This window comes from Halogranum roseipondis (assembly GCF_059695585.1).
Genome location: NZ_CM185235.1, coordinates 2,671,286 through 2,688,477 on the forward strand (window position 1 = coordinate 2,671,286; position 17,192 = coordinate 2,688,477).

The 17,192-nt window shown below is 67.1% G+C and carries 21 protein-coding genes and 2 tRNA genes; 20 read left to right on the forward strand and 3 right to left on the reverse strand.

What is annotated here, in order from left to right:
* The first annotated feature begins 40 nt into the window (after positions 1 to 40).
* Complete coding sequence (locus tag EOHIBHHM_RS13970; protein WP_497251595.1) at positions 41 to 430, forward strand: FAS1-like dehydratase domain-containing protein; 390 nt, start codon at positions 41 to 43, stop codon at positions 428 to 430.
* A 3-nt stretch (positions 431 to 433) separates the two neighbouring features.
* Here EOHIBHHM_RS13970 and EOHIBHHM_RS13975 read toward each other — a convergent pair whose 3' ends face one another.
* Both EOHIBHHM_RS13975 and mct read right to left on the reverse strand, forming a co-directional pair.
* On the reverse strand, positions 434 to 1,009 hold the full coding sequence (locus EOHIBHHM_RS13975; RefSeq protein WP_497251597.1) for a GNAT family N-acetyltransferase: 576 nt from the start codon (positions 1,007 to 1,009) through the stop codon (positions 434 to 436).
* A gap of 95 nt (positions 1,010 to 1,104) precedes the next feature.
* Positions 1,105 to 2,307 carry a succinyl-CoA:mesaconate CoA-transferase gene (gene mct, locus EOHIBHHM_RS13980; protein ID WP_497251599.1) on the reverse strand — a complete coding sequence of 401 codons (1,203 nt, stop codon included), beginning with the start codon at positions 2,305 to 2,307 and terminating at the stop codon, positions 1,105 to 1,107.
* 149 nt (positions 2,308 to 2,456) lie between these two features.
* Here mct and glmS point away from each other — a divergent pair, with 149 nt between their 5' ends.
* The 19 genes from glmS to rpsB all read left to right on the forward strand — a co-directional run bounded on the left by glmS (position 2,457) and on the right by rpsB (position 15,105).
* Positions 2,457 to 2,903 (forward strand): methylaspartate mutase subunit S, encoded by a 447-nt coding sequence (gene glmS, locus EOHIBHHM_RS13985; protein ID WP_497257004.1) that lies wholly within the window; start codon positions 2,457 to 2,459, stop codon positions 2,901 to 2,903.
* Positions 2,903 to 4,339 (forward strand): methylaspartate mutase subunit E, encoded by a 1,437-nt coding sequence (locus tag EOHIBHHM_RS13990; RefSeq protein WP_497251601.1) that lies wholly within the window; start codon positions 2,903 to 2,905, stop codon positions 4,337 to 4,339. Before glmS ends, EOHIBHHM_RS13990 begins: the two co-directional genes overlap by 1 nt.
* Complete coding sequence (locus EOHIBHHM_RS13995; protein WP_497251603.1) at positions 4,336 to 5,601, forward strand: methylaspartate ammonia-lyase; 1,266 nt, start codon at positions 4,336 to 4,338, stop codon at positions 5,599 to 5,601. Before EOHIBHHM_RS13990 ends, EOHIBHHM_RS13995 begins: the two co-directional genes overlap by 4 nt.
* On the forward strand, positions 5,594 to 6,679 hold the full coding sequence (mch, locus tag EOHIBHHM_RS14000; protein ID WP_497251605.1) for a 2-methylfumaryl-CoA hydratase: 1,086 nt from the start codon (positions 5,594 to 5,596) through the stop codon (positions 6,677 to 6,679). The genes EOHIBHHM_RS13995 and mch overlap by 8 nt, the downstream gene beginning before the upstream one ends.
* 68 nt (positions 6,680 to 6,747) lie before the next feature.
* Positions 6,748 to 7,785 (forward strand): L-malyl-CoA/beta-methylmalyl-CoA lyase, encoded by a 1,038-nt coding sequence (gene citE, locus EOHIBHHM_RS14005; RefSeq protein ID WP_497257006.1) that lies wholly within the window; start codon positions 6,748 to 6,750, stop codon positions 7,783 to 7,785.
* A gap of 51 nt (positions 7,786 to 7,836) precedes the next feature.
* Positions 7,837 to 8,679 carry an SDR family oxidoreductase gene (locus tag EOHIBHHM_RS14010; RefSeq protein ID WP_497251607.1) on the forward strand — a complete coding sequence of 281 codons (843 nt, stop codon included), beginning with the start codon at positions 7,837 to 7,839 and terminating at the stop codon, positions 8,677 to 8,679.
* Between the two features lie 311 nt (positions 8,680 to 8,990).
* Positions 8,991 to 9,075, forward strand: a tRNA-Ser gene (locus tag EOHIBHHM_RS14015).
* Positions 9,076 to 9,094: 19 nt separating this feature from the next.
* Positions 9,095 to 9,613: a 30S ribosomal protein S13 gene (locus tag EOHIBHHM_RS14020; RefSeq protein WP_497251609.1), complete on the forward strand. Its 519-nt coding sequence runs from the start codon at positions 9,095 to 9,097 to the stop codon at positions 9,611 to 9,613.
* Entirely contained in the window at positions 9,610 to 10,137 is a 528-nt protein-coding gene (locus EOHIBHHM_RS14025) for a 30S ribosomal protein S4 (RefSeq protein ID WP_497251611.1), read from the forward strand. The genes EOHIBHHM_RS14020 and EOHIBHHM_RS14025 overlap by 4 nt, the downstream gene beginning before the upstream one ends.
* 6 nt (positions 10,138 to 10,143) lie before the next feature.
* On the forward strand, positions 10,144 to 10,533 hold the full coding sequence (locus EOHIBHHM_RS14030) for a 30S ribosomal protein S11 (RefSeq protein WP_009374960.1): 390 nt from the start codon (positions 10,144 to 10,146) through the stop codon (positions 10,531 to 10,533).
* A 7-nt stretch (positions 10,534 to 10,540) separates the two neighbouring features.
* Positions 10,541 to 11,290, forward strand: coding sequence for a DNA-directed RNA polymerase subunit D (locus tag EOHIBHHM_RS14035; protein ID WP_497251613.1), 750 nt, complete (start codon positions 10,541 to 10,543; stop codon positions 11,288 to 11,290).
* A gap of 148 nt (positions 11,291 to 11,438) precedes the next feature.
* Positions 11,439 to 11,523, forward strand: a tRNA-Leu gene (locus EOHIBHHM_RS14040).
* A 24-nt stretch (positions 11,524 to 11,547) separates the two neighbouring features.
* On the forward strand, positions 11,548 to 11,898 hold the full coding sequence (locus EOHIBHHM_RS14045) for a 50S ribosomal protein L18e (protein WP_089823500.1): 351 nt from the start codon (positions 11,548 to 11,550) through the stop codon (positions 11,896 to 11,898).
* A complete protein-coding gene (locus EOHIBHHM_RS14050) occupies positions 11,895 to 12,332 on the forward strand; it encodes a 50S ribosomal protein L13 (protein ID WP_497251615.1) in 438 nt (145 codons plus the stop codon). The genes EOHIBHHM_RS14045 and EOHIBHHM_RS14050 overlap by 4 nt, the downstream gene beginning before the upstream one ends.
* Positions 12,326 to 12,724 carry a 30S ribosomal protein S9 gene (locus tag EOHIBHHM_RS14055; RefSeq protein ID WP_497251617.1) on the forward strand — a complete coding sequence of 133 codons (399 nt, stop codon included), beginning with the start codon at positions 12,326 to 12,328 and terminating at the stop codon, positions 12,722 to 12,724. The genes EOHIBHHM_RS14050 and EOHIBHHM_RS14055 overlap by 7 nt, the downstream gene beginning before the upstream one ends.
* A 12-nt stretch (positions 12,725 to 12,736) precedes the next feature.
* Positions 12,737 to 12,931, forward strand: coding sequence for a DNA-directed RNA polymerase subunit N (locus EOHIBHHM_RS14060; protein ID WP_497251619.1), 195 nt, complete (start codon positions 12,737 to 12,739; stop codon positions 12,929 to 12,931).
* Positions 12,931 to 13,113: a DNA-directed RNA polymerase subunit K gene (locus EOHIBHHM_RS14065; RefSeq protein WP_497251621.1), complete on the forward strand. Its 183-nt coding sequence runs from the start codon at positions 12,931 to 12,933 to the stop codon at positions 13,111 to 13,113. Before EOHIBHHM_RS14060 ends, EOHIBHHM_RS14065 begins: the two co-directional genes overlap by 1 nt.
* A gap of 4 nt (positions 13,114 to 13,117) precedes the next feature.
* The gene (gene eno / locus EOHIBHHM_RS14070; protein ID WP_497251623.1) at positions 13,118 to 14,317 is read left to right on the forward strand and encodes a phosphopyruvate hydratase; all 1,200 of its coding nucleotides are present in this window, start codon (positions 13,118 to 13,120) and stop codon (positions 14,315 to 14,317) included.
* Entirely contained in the window at positions 14,314 to 15,105 is a 792-nt protein-coding gene (gene rpsB / locus EOHIBHHM_RS14075; RefSeq protein WP_497251625.1) for a 30S ribosomal protein S2, read from the forward strand. The genes eno and rpsB overlap by 4 nt, the downstream gene beginning before the upstream one ends.
* Positions 15,106 to 15,324: 219 nt before the next feature.
* Here rpsB and pccA read toward each other — a convergent pair whose 3' ends face one another.
* Positions 15,325 to 17,127: a propionyl-CoA carboxylase biotin carboxylase/biotin-carboxyl carrier subunit gene (gene pccA / locus EOHIBHHM_RS14080; RefSeq protein WP_497257008.1), complete on the reverse strand. Its 1,803-nt coding sequence runs from the start codon at positions 17,125 to 17,127 to the stop codon at positions 15,325 to 15,327.
* Positions 17,128 to 17,192: the final 65 nt, after the last annotated feature.

Below are 17,192 nucleotides of genomic sequence, written 5' to 3' on the forward strand. Positions count from 1 at the left end.
CCGAACGAGTGTTTTTGTGGCCGGTGTCCGTCCGACCGGTATGACCGACGTGCCGACCGAAGGGGAGACCCGAACGTATAGCCGCAGCTTCTCGAAGGACGACGTCCGCCGGTTCGCTGACCTCTCGAACGACCGGGGCACGCACCACGAAGAGCCCGACGAGGAGGGTCGCCTCGTCGTCCACGGGCTCCTGACGGCGACGCTCCCGACGAAGATCGGCGGCGACCTCGACGTGCTCGCGCGGACGATGACGTTCGAGTTCCACCGCCCGGTCTACACGGGCGAGGAGATCGAGTGCGAGGTGACCATCGACAGCGTCGAGGAGGCCGAGACGCGGGTCGACGTCGAGGCCGACGTCGCGTGTCGAAACGGAGTCGACGAGGTCGTGTTGACGGGGACGTTCGACGGCGTCGTCTTCCGTGACGGCTGAGCGTCAGTTCTCCCGCTCTCGCTCCCACTCGTCTTCGAGCACGCCGAAGTAGTGGGTGTCGCGGTAGGCCCCGTCGACGAACGCGTTCTCCCGCTGGACGCCCTCGGCGGTGAACCCGACCGCCTGCAACAGCTCCATCGACCGCTCGTTGAAGTCGTAGACGGCGGCGTTCACCCGGTGAAGGCGGAGCTGCGAGAAAGCGTAGTCGACGACGAGCTCCAGCGCCTCGCGGGCGTAGCCGTTGCGGCGGAACTCGGGACGGAGCCAGTAGGCGACGTCGGCCGTCCCCGTCTCGCGGTCGATGGGGTCGAGTTCGACGACGCCGGCGCGAGTGTCCGACGACTCTGCGCCCCGTTCGTCGGCTTCGCCGTCGACGACGACGAGGAGTTGGACGACGTCGTCGCTCGTGCTCGCCGCCTCGAACCACTCGCGCTCCTGGCGTTCGTTGCTGGGGAGCACCTGCCCCGCCGGCACCCGGACCGACGGGTCGTTGACGCCGTCGCGGAGGAACTCGACGTCCTCGGCCTCGACGGTGGTGAGCGTGACGCGGTCGCCGGAGAGGAACGTCGCACCGGTCATAGCTTCGCAATCGGGTGAGGACGTCAAGAAACTGTGCCCGTGAGCGGTGCGGGCCGTCTCGGGGTCAGTCTCTCGTCGGCATCGGACGCAGCCGATCAGTCGTCGGCCTCCTCCGTCGCCCGCGAGGGCGCTCCGTCGTCCGCGTCGCCCACTGCGTCGCCGAGCAGTTCCTCGCGGTGTTCGTCGAGCAGCGGCGCGCGCCGCCCCGGTTGCGTCGGCGTCGCCGACATCTTGATCGGTTGGCCCGCGATGGTCACGCGCTCGCCGCTCTCGGGGTGGTCGACCTCGACCAGCATCTCACGGTCGTGGACGTGCGGGTCCTCGAAGACGTCGGCGACCGTCTGGACGCGCTCGCAGGGGACGTCGCCGACGAGCGCGTCGACCACGTCGTCGCTGGTCCGCTCGCGCGTCCAGTCGGCGACGGCCGCCCGGAGCGCCTCTCGGTTGCGGAGACGACTCGCCGCGTCCGGGTAGTCGGCGGCGAGGTCCGGGCGGTCCATCGCCCGGCAGAGCGCCTCCCAGTGGTTGTCGCCGAAGGCGGCGACGACGACGTGGCCGTCGTCGGTCTCGAAGGAGTCGTACGGGAACAGCGTCGGGTGGGAGTTGCCCTGTCGCGTCGGCGCTTCGCCGGTGTAGGAGTACTGGTAGACCGCCCGCTCACAGAGGCTGACCATGCTGTCGTACATGCCCGTGTCGACGAACTGTCCCTCCCCCGTCCGGTCGCGGTGGTGGACCGCGGCCAGGACGCCGACGGCGTTGAGCGTCGCCGTGAAGATGTCGCCGACGCCGGGGCCGACCTTCGTCGGCGGCCCGTCCTCCTGCCCCGTGATCTCCATCAGTCCGCTGAGTGCTTGCGCGACGAGGTCGAAGGAGGGCTGGCCCTGTCGCTGCGTCTCGCCCGTCCGGGGGTCGCCGAACCCCCGGATGGCGCCGTAGACGAGTTCGGGGTTGTGTTCGCGGAGCGTCTCGTAGCCGAGGTCGAACCGCTCCATCGTGCCCGCACGGTAGTTCTCGACGACGACGTCCGCCGACTCGACGAGCGAGAGGAAGTCGGCGCGCCCCTCGTCGCTGCCGAGGTCGAGTTCGAGCGAGCGCTTCCCGCGGTTGACGCTCTGGAAGTAGCCGCCGTACGGCTCGTCCGCCGAGTCGACGAACGGCGGGTTCGACCGGATGAGGTCGCCGCCGGGACGTTCGATCTTCACGACGTCGGCACCGAGGTCGGCCAGCAGCATCGTACAGTACGGTCCGGCGAGCACCTGTGTCAGGTCGAGCACCCGAAGGTCGCTGAGCGCACCCATGACAACGGCGTCGTGAACGTGAAAGAAAAAACTACCCTATTAATCATGTACTTTGTGAATCCATGTCACACCAGTGTCTAACCCTCCTTAAGGAATATTATCATTATAAATCATTAACTTTATGAGGTCCTTCACGGTTGTTCACGATGATGCCGCGAACAGTCATCCTCGGTGTGATCGGTTCCGACGCACACGTCGTCGGGATCACGATTCTGGAGCAGGCACTGTCGGCGGCGGGGTTCGACGTTGTGAACCTCGGCGTCCAGACGTCACAGACGGAGTTCGTCGACGCAGCGAAAGCCCACGACGCGGACGCAGTACTGGTCTCCTCACTCTACGGTCACGCCGAGCAGGACTGTGGCGGGTTCCACGAGAAGCTCGTGGAGGCCGGTCTCGACCTGCCGACGTACATCGGCGGCAACCTCGCCGTCGGGCAGGACGACTGGACGGAGACGCGTCGCCGCTTCGAGCGGATGGGGTTCACCCGCGTCTTCGACTCGGAGACCGAGCCACAGGAGGCGATCGACGCGCTTCGGGTCGACCTCGACGTCTCGACGACAGAGACCGACCAGGAGTCGGTCCGAGCCTACAGCTGATGGTTCGGGACGAACGCCTCGCGGAGTCGGAGCTCGGGCAGATCGCCGAGTCGCTCCGCGACGACTGGTCGACGGCCGACGCCGTCGACTTCGAGGAGTCGGTCGACTACCACGGGACGCTCCCGGACGGAAAGCGGTTCGCCCACGTGCTGGAGTCGGCGAACAGACCGCTGCTCCAGCCGCGGGCAGGCGTCCCCCGACTCGACCCGCAGGTCGACCTGCTCGGTCATCTCTGGGAGGAGGGCGGTGCGGACCTCCTGCCGACGACCATCGACTCCTACACTCGCGACAACGAGTACGGGAAGGCACAGGAGGGGCTCGACGCCGCCCGCGAGTCCGGCGACGACACGCTCAACGGCTTCCCGGCCGTCAACCACGGCGTCGACGGCTGTCGCGAACTGATCGAGCGCGTCGACGGGCCCATCGAGGTGCGCCACGGGACGCCCGACGCCCGCCTGCTGGCGATGGTCACCTTCGCCGGCGGCTTCCAGAGCTTCGAGGGCGGTCCCATCTCGTACAACATCCCGTACACGAAGCGCCGCGACCTGGCGGAGACGATCGAACACTGGCAGTTCGTCGACCGGCTGGCCGGCCTCTACACGGAGTTCGGGGTGCGGATCAACCGCGAACCGTTCGGCCCGCTGACGGGGACGCTCGTCCCCCCGTCTATCGCCATCGCCGTCGGCCTCGTCGAGGGGCTGCTGGCGGCGACACAGGGCGTGAAGTCGGTGACGCTCGGCTACGGACAGGTCGGCAACCTCGTGCAGGACGTCGCCGCCCTCCGGTCGCTCCGGGCGCTCGGCGAGGAGTACCTCCCCGACGACGTCACCGTCACCACCGTCTTCCACGAGTGGATGGGCGGGTTCCCACCGGACGAAGCGCGCGCCAACGGGGTCATCGGCCTCGGCGGAGCCACCGCCGCGGTCGCGAGACCGGACAAGGTCATCACGAAGTCGCCACAGGAGTTCCAGGGCGTCCCCACGATGGAGGCCAACGCCGCTGGACTCCGGACGACACGACAGCTCATCGACATGCTCATCGAACAGGACGTGACGCTCGACGGGATCGGCGACGAACGGGAGATCATCGAACGCTCGGTGCGGTCGCTGATGGACTCGGTGCTCGCACTCGGCGACGGGGACGTCGCCCGCGGCACGGTGCGGGCGTTCGAGACCGGCGCGCTCGACGTGCCGTTCGCCCCCAGCGAGAGCGCGAAGGGTGCCGTGCTCCCCGCCCGCGACGACAAGGGCCGAGTGCGGATACTGGAGTTCGGCGACCTCGCGCTCGACGACGACGTCGAGGAGATGCACCGCGCTCGCCTCGACGAACGCGCGGAGACGGAGGGGCGGAAGTGTTCGTTCCGGATGGTCGCCGACGACGTCGACGCCATCAGCGACGGCAAACTCATCGGCCGCCCGACGGAGGGGTGGACGTGAGCGTCTCCATCGAGTCCGTCCGGGCCGTCCCGACGGTGTCGGGGTTCTTCTTCGACGACCAGCGGGCGATCAAGGCCGGCGCGACGCAGGAGGGGTTCGACTACCGCGGCGACCCGCAGACCGACGGCTTCCGTCGCATCCGCGAGGCCGGCGAGGCGCTGACGGTCGAACTCGAACTCTCCTCCGGCGCGACTGCCACCGGCGACTGCTGTGCCGTCCAGTACTCAGGTGCCGGCGGGCGCGACCCGCTGTTCCGTGCCGACGAGTACCGGCCGGTCGTGGAGGATGCCGTCGCCGATCGCCTCCGCGGACGCGACGCGGCGGCGTTCGCGGAGAACGCGACCCTGCTGGAGGAGCTGACCGTCGACGGCGACCGCCTCCACACGGCGATCCGCTACGGCGTCTCGCAGGCACTGCTCGACGCGGCGGCGAGCGCGACGGGGACGACGATGACGGACGTGCTCGCCGACGTCTACGACGTCGCGCCGGCGACGGAGCCGATTCCGGTGTTCGGCCAGTCGGGCGACGAGCGGCGGACGAACGCCGAGAAGATGCTGCTGAAGGGCGTCCCCGTCCTCCCGCACGGACTGTTCAACAGCGTCGAGAAGATCGGCCCCGAGGGCGAGCGACTTCTCGACTACGTCCGGTGGCTCTCGGAGCGCGCAGAGCGCATCGACGGCTACGACCCGCGGTTCCACATCGACGTCTACGGGATCCTCGGTGAGGTGTTCGGCCCGCCGTACGACCGTGCGGAGGTAGTCGACTACTTCGCCGACCTCCGGAGAGCGGCCGCCCCGTACCCGCTGCAGATCGAGGGACCGATGGACGCGGGGGGTCGCGAGGCGCAGATCCGCGAGATGGCGACGCTCCGCGACGGGCTCTCGGACGCCGACGTCGGGGTCGACCTCGTCGCCGACGAGTGGTGCAACACGTTCGACGACGTGCGGGCGTTCGTCGACGCCGGCGCGGCCGACGTGGTGCAGGTGAAGACACCCGATCTGGGCGGGGTCCAGCGGAGCGCCGAGGCCGTCCTCGCCTGTCGCGGCACCGACACCCGCGCCTACCTCGGCGGCACCTGCAACGAGACGGACGTCTCGGCCCGCGCGTGTGCGCACGTCGCGCTCGCGACGCGGGCGGCGCAGCTGCTCGCCAAACCGGGGATGGGGTTCGACGAGGGGTTCATGATCGTCACCAACGAGATGCGCCGCACGCTCGCCAGACGCGGTCGGACAGCAGCCACGGAGGTGGCCGCCGATGACTGACGGCCCGGACTGGGTCGAGTCGATGCCGGACGCGCTCGCACGCGCGGAGGTACTCGAAAAGGGCACGTACTTCGAGTCGTTCGAGGAGGGCGCGACCATCGAACACGACCGGGGGCTCCGTCTCACCCGCGACGGCAACGACCTGTGGACGAGTCAGACGCTCAACCACGACCCCGCGTACTGGCGGCCCGACGCCGCCCGCGACCGCGGGTTCGAGGAACCGCCCGTCCACCCCGACTACCTCGTCGCCTGCACGATGGGGCCGAGCGTCGAGGACCTCAGCGAGAAGGGCGGCTACTTCCTCGGGCGCACCGACGTTGGGTTCCACCGCGAGGCGGTGTCTCCGGGCACCGACCTCCGGGTGGAGTCGACGGTGCTCGACAAACGCACCTCCTCCTCGCGACCCGCTTACGGCATCGTCTCGTGGGAGACGACGAGCTACGACTGCGAGACGGGCGACCCGCTGTGTTCCTACACGCGGACGAACATGGTGCCGCGTCGAGAGCCGGTCGAGACCGACGGCGGGGAGTCGGCGGCGACGGAGTCCGGCGGAGCGGACGCCTCGCCGCCGCTGCCGACGGATCTCGTCGCGCCCGACGGGCCGTACTTCGAGGACTTCCGCGACGCGCTCGCGGCGGTCGAGGGACGAGACGCCGCCGTCGCCTACCGACACGAGCGCGGTCGGACGGTCGACGACGTGCTCATGTCCGTCCTCCCGCTGCGGACGCTCAACACGGCGGGGCAACACCACAACGCGGCGATGATGGCCGACTCGCCCTCGAGCGAGATCGTCGTCTACGGCGACGTGACACGGTCGATCGCGCTCGGCCACGCTCGGTCGGACGAGGCGACGTGGCGCGAGGAGCGGTACGAGGACGAGCGGTTCCACGACTTCGTGACGGCCGACGACACCGTGTTCGCGTTCACCCGCGTCGTCGACGCGGAGGAAGCCGACGAGGGGACAGGCAGCGACAGAGCGGGGCGGGTCACCTTCCGGCACTACGCCGTCACGGCCGACGACCGGGTCGTCTACTCGGGGACGCGGACGGCGCAGGTTCGTCGACGGGAGGGACGATGAGCGGAACGCACAGCGCGACGACTGACGAACGAGACGAACGCACGACAGACAGCACACGAACGCAGACGATGACGACAGACAGACCGCGGCTCTGCCGCACGTTCCAGACCGCACCGGCCGCCGTGCCGCGCGAGAACACGGCGAAGTACCTCGACTCGGGGCTCTCGGCCACCGGGTTCCAGAAACCCGACTGGCTCGTCCCGGACATCGAGGACGGCACCGCACCCGACATGAAGTCCGAGGCGCTCGACAACGTCGTCGACCGACTGCCGGACGCGGAGTTCGTCGGCGAGGTGTGGCCGCGCGTGGAGTGGAGCTACGAGGACGAGCGGTTCCGCGACCGCGGTCGCGAGCAGATCCGGACGCTCGTCCGGGAGGTCGGCGAGTTCGTCGACGGCGTCGTCGTCCCGAAGGTCGGCCGACTCGACGACGTGAAGCGAGCAGAACGGGTCGTCGCCGAGGCCGAACGGGAGTACGGCTACCCCGAGGGGAGCGTCGGGCTGAGCGTCATCGTCGAGTCGGCGCGAGCGGTGTCGGACCTCCGAGAGATCTCGCGGTGGGGCGGCGAGTCGCGGCTGCACGGACTCGTCTTCGGTCCGGTCGACTACACGGCCGAGTTGGGCGGTCGGGAGCTCGACGGCGAGCCGCCGTCGTGGGACAGTCTCCTCTGGCGGCTCTCGAACGAGGCGAGCGCGAACGGGCTCGTCGCGCTCGGCGGACCGTTCGACCGACTGTTCGGCGAGCGGGCGGGCGTGCGGTTCTACAACGGCGAGGCCTACGCCGACCAGGTCGAGCGGGAAGCGCAGGTCGGCCTCGACGGCAGTTGGTCGCTCCACCCCAACCAGACGGCGCAAGCGAACCGGGTGCATATGCCCAGCCCGTCTGAACTCGCCGGCGACGTCCAGCGCATCGAGTCGTTCCACGAGGCGAAAGGCGACGGGACGGGCGCGGTGGTGGTCGACGGCCAGATGATCGACGAGGCGACCTACAAGAACTTCGTCAACACGGTCGAGACGGTCACGGTCATCCACGAGGTCGCGCCCGACCAGACGACGACGCTGTACGACGAGCAGCTGTTGGACCGCGCGTTCGACCTCGACCTGTAGCCAGCGAGCAACCACCGCCTCGTTCATCCCGGTGGCGACCCATCGGGCGGTATGACGCCGAAGATGCTCGTCACAGGAGCCACCGGAACCGTCGGATCCCGAGTCGTCGACGCGCTCGCCGACAGCGCGCTACCGTTCAGGGCTGGGGTACGGGACCCGACCGAGGGCGAGTGGCCCGAGAACTGCGAGCCGATCGTCTTCGACTTCGAACGCCCGGAGACGTGGGGGTTCGCGTTCGAAGACGTCGAGACGCTGTTTCTCCTTCGGCCGCCGTCGGTCGGCCGTGACCGCATCGTCGAGGCAGTCGACGCGGCGGTTCGGACGGGCGTCGGCCACGTCGTCTATCTCTCCGTTCTCGGCGCCGAACGGAACCCGCTTTTGCCCCACCGGCGCATCGAGAAACATCTCGAAGCGAGCGACGCCAGCCACACGTTCCTCCGTGCCAGCTACTTCATGCAGAACCTGAGTGAGATCCACGCGCCCGAGATCCGCGAGCGCGACGAACTGTTCGTACCCGCGGGGACCGGAGCGATCTCGTTCGTCGACGCACGGGACGTCGCTGCCGTCGCCGCCGTCACGATGACCGACCCCGGCCACGAGAACCGCGCGTACGACCTCACCGGTCCGGAGTCGCTCGACTTCGAGTCGGTCGCCGACCGGTTCTCCGACGTCCTCGGACGACGCGTCACGTACGCGCGGCCGTCGTCGTTCGAGTTCGTCCGTCGGACGTTCGCCCGTGGCGTCCCGCTCCGGTTCGCCGTGCTGATGGTGGGAATCTACGCACCGGCACGTCTCGGGTTGGCGGGCCGCGTCACCGACGACGTCGAACGACTGTTGGGCCGGCCGCCGACGTCGCTGGCGGCGTTCGTCGACGACTACCGGGACGTCTGGTAGCCCCGGTTCGTCGTTCCGGTCGGAGCGCCCCGAGGTAGTCGACGACGGGTTCCAGCCCGGCTGCGTCGACGGCGGGGCTTGCACGGAGTGTCTCGATCGGCCGCTCTGCGAGTTCGACGATTCCGGCCAGCGACAGACGGCCGCGGTGAGACGCAGCGTCCGTTCGCCCGGCGTGAGAGACGATGACGGGGCGCACGCGCCCGTCGCCGGCGGTTTCGTGAGCCTTAAGTATGGGCCACGAATTGTATCGAGTGCAGCAACTGTAGGGGCGTCGGGTCCCGAGTCCGTGTAGGGCGACGATACAACCGCGTGTTGCGGTAGCCAAGCCTGGCCCAAGGCGCTGGGTTGCTAACTCAGTGGCGTCAAGCCCCCGGGGTTCGAATCCCCGCCGCAACGCTCGCTCAACCAATCAGCTATGAGTGCAGAAGAACCACAGGACGGCTCACCGGAGGACGACGAGAACCTCCAGTACTTCGTCCGCATCGGGCAGACGGACCTCGATGGGACGAAGTCGGTCGAGCGGTCCCTGACGGACATGAAAGGTATCGGCAAGCGCATGTCGCGCATCGTTGCCGACGCCGCGGGTGTAGACCGACACGCGACGTTCGGTCGCCTCGAGCAGGACGACATCGACGCAGTCATCGACGTCGTCGAGAACCTCGAGGACCACACCCCGGAGTGGATGGTCAACCGCCGGAAGGACTTCTTCAGCGGCGAGACCAACCACAAAGTCGGAAGCGACCTCGAACAGAAACGCCGCCACGACATCAACCGGATGAAGATGATCAGTTCGTACAAGGGCGTTCGTCACAAGCGCGGACAGAAGGTCCGCGGACAGCGGACGAAGTCCACCGGTCGAACTGAGGGCACCATCGGTGTCAACGTGGAGGCCATCAAGGAAGAGCAGGCAGCAGAAGGTGGTGACGAAGAATGACGACCGGCAAGAACACCAAGTTCTACGAGACCCCGAACCACCCGTTCCAGGGCGAGCGCATCGCTCAGGAGGCGGACCTGCTGGGTCGCTACGGTCTGAAGAACAAGAAAGAGCTGTGGAAGGCACAGTCGCAGCTTCGTGACTTCCGTCGCGAGGCTCGCCGACTGCTCGGTGACGCGCAGGGCGACATCGAGCTGGCCGAAGAGGAGGGCGCGGAGTTCGTCGCTCGCCTCCGCCGACTCGGTATCCTCGGCGAGGAAGACGACATCAGCGCCGTCCTGTCGCTCGACGTGACGGACCTGCTGGAGCGTCGTCTCCAGACGGTCGCCTACCGCAAGGGGCTGGCGAACACGCCGAAGCAGGCGCGTCAGTTCATCAGCCACGGCCACGTGACGGTCGACGGTGCACGCGTCACCGTCCCGTCGAAGAAAGTCGAGGTGTCGGAGGAAGACGCCGTGAACTTCGACGAGACGTCGGAGCTCGCGGACGAGCTTCACCCGGCACGGGCGGAGGAACAGGAGTAACCCATCATGAGCGAATCCGAAGGTGACAAGTGGGGAATCGCCCACGTCCACGCATCGTTCAACAACACGCTCATCACGGTGACCGACCAGACCGGCGCGGAGACGATCGTGAAGTCCTCCGGCGGGTCTGTCGTCAAGCAGAACCGTGACGAGGCATCGCCGTACGCCGCCATGCAGATGGCCGAGTCGATCGCCGACGAGGTCAAGGCTGCAGGCATCGCGGGACTGCACGTTCGCGTGCGCGGTCCCGGTGGCAACGGCAACAAGTCGCCCGGGCCCGGTGCCCAGGCAACCATTCGTGCGCTCGCACGCGCCGGCCTGGAGATCGGCCGCATCGAAGACGTGACGCCGATCCCGCACGACGGCACGCGCGCGCCGAAGAACAAGCGGATGTAACCCACCCATGGCACACGATTTCGACGTCGAGTTCATCGAACGCGGCGACCGGAAGGCACGCTTCCTCGTCCGAGGGCTCACCCCGGCCATCGCCAACGGCATCCGCCGGGCGATGATCGCGGACGTGCCCACCCTCTCGATCGACACCGTCCGGTTCGTCGAGAACTCGTCGGTGATGTTCGACGAGATGATCGCGCTGCGTCTGGGGCTCGTCCCCCTGACGACGGAGCTGGACGACTTCGAAGAGGGTGACACGGTCACGCTCGCGCTCGATGTCGAAGGACCGGCCACGGCGTACTCCGGCGACATGGTGTCGTCCGTCGAGTACGTGCAACCGGCCGACGAGAACATCCCCATCATCGATCTCAAGGAGGGACAGCATCTGGAGTTCGAAGCCGACGCGGTGCTCGACTCCGGAAAGTCCCACGCCAAACATCAAGGCGGCGTGGCCGTCGGCTACCGCCACCTCCAGAAGGTGGAGGTCGTCGGCGACACCCCCGAGTTCGACGACGGGGAACCGAACATCCTCCGCGGGGTCATCGAGACCGAGGACGGCGAACTCGTCCACAGCGACGAGTTCGACAACGACCTCACGCAGAAGTTCCCCGGGAAGGAAGTCGAAGTCAGCGACGTGCCGGGTGCGTTCGTCTTCCACGTGGAGACGGACGGCTCGTTCACGGTCGAAGAACTGGTCCTGCGCGCGGTCGAGTCGATCGACCTGCGTGCAGCTGAGCTGGAAGAGAAAGTTTCGGTCTGACAACGCATCATGACCCCTTCACCCACCACCACACGACTGCCAGCCCACACGGCACCGGCAGCCGCTGGTGTGTGGGGCGTCCGCCGGCGACGTCGCCACGGACGTACCGAAACTGGTTTTAAGGGGCAAGCAGTACAGCGAAATGCGTGCAGGGATAGCCAAGTCAGGCCAACGGCGCAGCGTTCAGGGCGCTGTCTCATAGGAGTCCGCAGGTTCAAATCCTGCTCCCTGCACTCCCTTTTTCAGGAGGTCACATCATGAGTAAGACAAACCCGAGACTCAACAGTCTCATCGCCGAGCTGAAGGCGGTTTCTCGCGATTCCGATGCCGGAGTCTGGCAGGACGTCGCGGACCGTCTGGAGAAGCCCCGGCGCACCCACGCGGAAGTCAACCTCGGCCGCATCGAGCGGTACGCACAGGAAGACGAGACCGTCGTCATCCCCGGCAAGGTGCTGGGTAGCGGTGTGCTGGAGAAGAACGTCACCGTCGCAGCCGTCGACTTCTCCGCCACGGCGCGGAAGAAGATCGAACAGGTCGGCAACACGGTGTCGCTGGAACAGATCGCAGAAGACAACCCCGAAGGTTCGAACGTCCGGGTGATCCGATGAGCCTCGCAGAGTTCGACGCAGACGTCGTCATCGACGCACGGGACTGCATCATGGGCCGCGTCGCATCCGAGGTGGCCCAGCGCGCACTGGCCGGCGAGACGGTCGCCGTCATCAACGCCGAGGACGCAGTCATCACCGGCAGCGAGGACGACATCGTCGGCGTCTACGAGAAGCGAGTCGACGTCGGCTCCGACCAGGGTCCGTACTACCCGAAGCGCCCGGACCGCCTCTTCAAGCGCTCGGTCCGTGGGATGCTCCCGTACAAGAAGCCCCGCGGCCGCGAGGCGCTGGAGAACGTCCGCGTCTACGTCGGCAACCCGTTCGACGAGGACGGCGAAGTGCTCGACGAGACGTCGCTGGACCGCCTTTCGAGTATCAAGTTCGTCTCCCTCGGGGAGATCAGCGAGAAACTGGGTGCTAACGTCACATGGTAACGAACACGAGCGGAAAGAAGAAGACGGCCGTCGCCCGCGCGACCGTACGCGAAGGTGAGGGTCGAGTTCGCATCAACTCCCAGCCGGTCGAACTGACCGAGCCGGAGATGGCACAGCTGAAGATGCTGGAACCGTTCCGCATCGCCGGCGAGGACCTTCGCTCGAAGGTCGACGTCGACGTCACGGTCAGCGGTGGCGGCTTCAGCGGGCAGGCAGACGCCGCTCGCACGGCCATCGCCCGCGGCCTCGTCCAGCATCTCAACGACGCCGAACTCCGCGACGCGTACATGGAGTTCGACCGGTCGCTCCTGGTCAACGACGTGCGTCAGTCCGAATCCAAGAAGTGGGGCGGACCTGGCGCCCGCGCTCGCTACCAGAAGTCCTACCGCTGAGGTGATCACGCCATGATGATACCCGTCCGGTGTTTCACGTGTGGCAACGTCGTCGCCGAACACTGGGAAGAGTTCAAAGCCCGTGCCCGCGAGGGCGACGAGGACCCCGCGAAGGTCCTCGACGAGCTCGGCGTCGAGCGCCACTGCTGCCGACGGATGATGGTCTCGCACAAAGACCTCGTCGACGTCGTCTCCCCCTATCAGTGATGACGACAAAACAACGCTACAATCGGTACGAGAAGGCACGCATCCTCGGGGCACGAGCCCTGCAAGTGTCGTACGGCGCGCCGGTGCTCATCGACACGAACGAGACCGAGCCGATCCTCATCGCCGCCGAGGAGTACGACGCCGGTGTCCTACCCTTTACGGTCAAGCGGGGGGGACAGTAGGACGATGACTCTCATCACCAGCGTCCGACTGCGTCGCATCCTCGACTCCCGAGGGAACCCCACGGTCGAGGCCGACGTGCTGACCGAGTCCGGCGGCTTCGGCCGTGCGGCCGCACCGAGCGGCGCGAGTACGGGCGAGTACGAAGCCATCGAACTCCCGCCGAACGAGGCGATCAGCGCGGCCCGCAAACACGCGGTGCCGCGACTCGTCGGCGAGGTCCACGCCGGTAACCAGCGCGAAGTCGACGGAGCACTCCGCGCCGCAGACGGCACGGACAACTTCTCGGAGGTCGGTGCCAACTCGGCGGTCGCCATCTCGATGGCCGCCGCGAAAGCCGGTGCCGACGTCCTCGGTGCGCCGCTGTACCAGCATCTCGGCGGCGCGTTCCGCGGCGACAACTTCCCGATCCCGCTCGGGAACGTCGTCGGCGGCGGCGAACACGCCAAGGACGCCACGAACATCCAGGAGTTCCTCTCGGCCCCCGTCGGCGCGCCGAGCGTCGCCGAGGCCGTCTTCGCCAACGCCGAGGTCCACGCGAAAGCCGCAGAGATCCTCGACGAGCGCGGCATCCCCGCCGCGAAGGGCGACGAGGGTGCCTGGGCACCCGCCGTCGACGACGCCGAGGCCTTCGAGATCATGGCCGAAGCCGTCGACGCAGTCGCGGACGACCGCGGCTTCGAGATCAAGTTCGGGCTGGATATGGCCGGTGCCGAACTGTTCGAGGACGGCGAGTACCACTACGGCGACGAGACCAAGTCGACCGACGAGCAGATCGACTACGTCGCCGGCCTGGTCGACGACTACGACCTCGCCTACGTCGAGGACCCCCTCGACGAGGACGACTACGAAGGGTTCGCCGAACTCACCGACCGCGTCGGTGACAAGACGCTCATCTGTGGCGACGACCTGTTCGTGACGAACGTCGAGCGCCTGCAGGAGGGTATCGACACGGATGCGGCCAACAGCATCCTCATCAAGCCGAACCAGATCGGTACACTCACCGACGCCTTCGACGCCATCGAACTGGCGACGGAGCACGGGTACGACTCCGTCATCTCCCACCGCTCTGGCGAGACGGAGGACACAACCATCGCACACCTCGCCGTCGCGACGGACGCACCGTTCATCAAGACGGGTACCGTCCAGGGCGAGCGAACCGCCAAACTCAACGAACTCATCCGCATCGCGGAGGACGCTGTATGAGCGAAAACGACAACGAAACACTCGAAGCCGCGGAAGAGGAGCTCGACACCGAGGCGCCTGCCGAGGAGGCCGGTGCCGACCCGGAGGTCGACCCCGACATCGCCGCGGAAGACGACTTGCCCGCCGAGGAAGCCGAGGAATCGGCTGCCGAGGCTGAAGAAGACGCAGAAGAGCCGATGTTCGACGAGGACGTCATGCCCGACGACGAGGCGGACCTCCTCATCCCCGTCGAGGACTACCTCTCTGCCGGTGTCCACATCGGGACCCAGCAGAAGACGAAGGACATGGAACGGTTCATCCACCGTGTCCGCGACGACGGCCTGTACGTGCTCGACGTGAGTCAGACCGACTCGCGCATCCGCACGTCCGCCGACTTCCTCGCGAACTACGACCCCGAGCAGGTGCTCGTCACCTCCTCGCGTCAGTACGGTCGGTTCCCGGCCGAGAAGTTCGCCGAGGCCATCGGCGCACGCGCCCGCACCGGGCGCTTCATCCCGGGCACGCTGACGAACCCCGACTACGAGGGCTACATCGAGCCGGACGTCGTGGTCGTCACGGACCCCATCGGTGACAACCAGGCCGTCAAAGAGGCCATCACCGTGGGGATCCCGGTCATCGCGATGTGTGACTCGAACAACCAGACGTCGAACGTCGACCTCGTCATCCCGACGAACAACAAGGGTCGCCGCGCACTGTCGGTCGTCTACTGGCTGCTCGCCAACGAGACGCTCGACCGCCGCGGTGCCGAACCCAGCTACGCCCTCGACGACTTCGAGGCGGGCATCTAAGCGGGTTTTCGAGTTCCGACGATTCGGTTCCTTTCTATCGCTGACCGCTGAGCGACAGCGTCGCCACTCTCGTCGGCGACGCGGAAGATCGACGCAGAGCGGTGATTCTCGTCGTGTGGTCGAGCACCAGATAGCCGACAGTCGACGGGTTCGAGCGTCGTCACGGCTCGACGGATAGGTGACCCGAAGAAAACGCTACCGTGGATTGTGAAGGGTGTTCTACTCGATGACGACGAGCACGTCGCCCATGTCGACGGCGTCACCCTCGCCGACGAGCACCTGCGAGACGGTGCCGCCGCGTTCGGCGACGACGTCGTTCTCCATCTTCATCGCCTCGAGGACGCAGACCACGTCGCCGGAGCTGACTTCGTCGCCCTCGTCGACCTCGACCGAGAGGATGGTCCCCTGCATCTCGGCTTCGACGCGTTCGCCGTCGCCCTCGACGACGACCTCCTCGTCGCCGTCGTCCTGTTTAGCCTGCGGCGGGCGCTGCTGTCCCCCACTCGAGCCACTGTTTCCGGAGACGGGGATGGCGGGCGCGCCACGCTCTTCGAGCGACACCTGGAAGCGCTTGCCGTTGACCTCGACGGTGAAGTCGCGCTCGGTGACCTCCTCGTCCTCGTCCTCCTCGGCACCGGAGTCGGCGGGACCCCACTCTTCGACGGCCTGTTCGATGCGGTCCTTGTCGAGTTCCTCGTCGAGGTACTTCGTCGTGTGTTCGCCCGCACAGAACGTCTCGTCGGTGAGCATCAGCCGGTGGAACGGGATGATCGTGTGGAACCCCTCGATCTCGAACTCGGCGAGCGCGCGCTCCGAGCGCGTGATACACTCCTCGCGGTCGGAGGCGGTGACGATGAGCTTCGCGATCATCGAGTCGTAGTCCGTCACCAGGTCGTCGCCCTGTCTGAGCGCGTCGTCCATGCGGACGCCGATCCCGCCCGGCGGGTCGTACGTCTCCAGTTTGCCACCCGGTGCGGGCGCGAAGTCGTTCGCTGCGTTCTCGGCGTTGATGCGGAACTCCATCGAGTGACCGTCGATCTCGACGTCGTCCTGTGCGAAGTTCAGTTCCTCGCCCGCGGCGACCCGGAGCTGCCACTTCACGATGTCGATACCCGTGATCTGCTCGGAGACGGTGTGTTCGACCTGGATCCGGGTGTTGACCTCCATGAAGTAGAACTCCCCGTCTTCGACGAGGAACTCGACCGTCCCGGCGTTGGTGTAGTCGGCCGCCCGGACGCCCCGGCGAGCGGCCTCGCCGATGCGCTCGCGGAGGTCCTCGGTGAGTGCGGGCGACGGCGCCTCCTCGATGACCTTCTGGTGGCGGCGCTGCAGCGAGCAGTCACGCTCGCCGAGATGGCGGACGTTGCCGTGTTCGTCGGCGAGGATCTGCACCTCGATGTGACGCGGCGACTCGAGGTACTTCTCGACGTAGACCGACGCGTTGTCGAAGTACGCCTCACCTTCGCGCTGGGCGGTCTCCAGTTGGTCTTCGACCTCGTCTTCGCTGTGGACGACCTTCAGTCCGCGACCACCGCCGCCACCTTCGGCCTTGATGGCCACCGGGTAGCCGTACTCGTCGGCGATCTCCTTGACCTCCTCGGCGGACTCGACGGGTTCCGTGGTTCCGGGGACGACGGGGACGTCGGCCTCCTGCATCAGCGCGCGGGCCTTCGTCTTCTCGCCGAGTCGCTCCATCGCGTCGGCGGCGGGACCGACCCACTTCATGTTGCTCTCGCCGACCTTCGCGGCGAACGTGGCGTTCTCCGCGAGGAAGCCGTAGCCGGGGTGGATGGCGTCCGCACCTGCCTTACGACCGGCCTCGATGACGGCCTCGTGGTCGAGGTAGGAGTCGGCCGCGCGTGCCGGGCCGATGTTGTACGCTTCGTCGGCGTAACGGACGTGTCCCGAGTGTTTGTCGGCGTCACTGTACACCGCGACTGTTCGGATGCCGAGTTCTTCACAGGCGCGCATCACGCGCACCGCGATTTCACCTCGGTTCGCGACGAGAACCTTACTGAACATTTCTTGGGGAACCATTCACGGAACGGTCCCGTTATTCTATCGGTCCGAATCGGGGTGCGTGTCAA

What these genes read in the sequence shown, in the direction of transcription:
- EOHIBHHM_RS14025 (WP_497251611.1), top strand. Translation starts at nt 9,610, where the DNA reads ATGACGACCGGCAAGAACACCAAGTTCTACGAGACCCCGAACCACCCG.
- eno (WP_497251623.1), top strand. Translation starts at nt 13,118, where the DNA reads ATGACTCTCATCACCAGCGTCCGACTGCGTCGCATCCTCGACTCCCGA.
- EOHIBHHM_RS14010 (WP_497251607.1), top strand. Translation starts at nt 7,837, where the DNA reads ATGACGCCGAAGATGCTCGTCACAGGAGCCACCGGAACCGTCGGATCC.
- EOHIBHHM_RS14065 (WP_497251621.1), top strand. Translation starts at nt 12,931, where the DNA reads ATGACGACAAAACAACGCTACAATCGGTACGAGAAGGCACGCATCCTC.
- EOHIBHHM_RS14020 (WP_497251609.1), top strand. Translation starts at nt 9,095, where the DNA reads ATGAGTGCAGAAGAACCACAGGACGGCTCACCGGAGGACGACGAGAAC.
- rpsB (WP_497251625.1), top strand. Translation starts at nt 14,314, where the DNA reads ATGAGCGAAAACGACAACGAAACACTCGAAGCCGCGGAAGAGGAGCTC.
- pccA (WP_497257008.1), bottom strand. Translation starts at nt 17,127, where the DNA reads ATGTTCAGTAAGGTTCTCGTCGCGAACCGAGGTGAAATCGCGGTGCGC.
- mch (WP_497251605.1), top strand. Translation starts at nt 5,594, where the DNA reads ATGACTGACGGCCCGGACTGGGTCGAGTCGATGCCGGACGCGCTCGCA.
- glmS (WP_497257004.1), top strand. Translation starts at nt 2,457, where the DNA reads ATGCCGCGAACAGTCATCCTCGGTGTGATCGGTTCCGACGCACACGTC.
- citE (WP_497257006.1), top strand. Translation starts at nt 6,748, where the DNA reads ATGACGACAGACAGACCGCGGCTCTGCCGCACGTTCCAGACCGCACCG.
- EOHIBHHM_RS14060 (WP_497251619.1), top strand. Translation starts at nt 12,737, where the DNA reads ATGATGATACCCGTCCGGTGTTTCACGTGTGGCAACGTCGTCGCCGAA.
- EOHIBHHM_RS13990 (WP_497251601.1), top strand. Translation starts at nt 2,903, where the DNA reads ATGGTTCGGGACGAACGCCTCGCGGAGTCGGAGCTCGGGCAGATCGCC.
- EOHIBHHM_RS14050 (WP_497251615.1), top strand. Translation starts at nt 11,895, where the DNA reads ATGAGCCTCGCAGAGTTCGACGCAGACGTCGTCATCGACGCACGGGAC.
- EOHIBHHM_RS14030 (WP_009374960.1), top strand. Translation starts at nt 10,144, where the DNA reads ATGAGCGAATCCGAAGGTGACAAGTGGGGAATCGCCCACGTCCACGCA.
- EOHIBHHM_RS14045 (WP_089823500.1), top strand. Translation starts at nt 11,548, where the DNA reads ATGAGTAAGACAAACCCGAGACTCAACAGTCTCATCGCCGAGCTGAAG.
- EOHIBHHM_RS14035 (WP_497251613.1), top strand. Translation starts at nt 10,541, where the DNA reads ATGGCACACGATTTCGACGTCGAGTTCATCGAACGCGGCGACCGGAAG.
- EOHIBHHM_RS13970 (WP_497251595.1), top strand. Translation starts at nt 41, where the DNA reads ATGACCGACGTGCCGACCGAAGGGGAGACCCGAACGTATAGCCGCAGC.
- EOHIBHHM_RS14055 (WP_497251617.1), top strand. Translation starts at nt 12,326, where the DNA reads ATGGTAACGAACACGAGCGGAAAGAAGAAGACGGCCGTCGCCCGCGCG.
- EOHIBHHM_RS13975 (WP_497251597.1), bottom strand. Translation starts at nt 1,009, where the DNA reads ATGACCGGTGCGACGTTCCTCTCCGGCGACCGCGTCACGCTCACCACC.
- mct (WP_497251599.1), bottom strand. Translation starts at nt 2,307, where the DNA reads ATGGGTGCGCTCAGCGACCTTCGGGTGCTCGACCTGACACAGGTGCTC.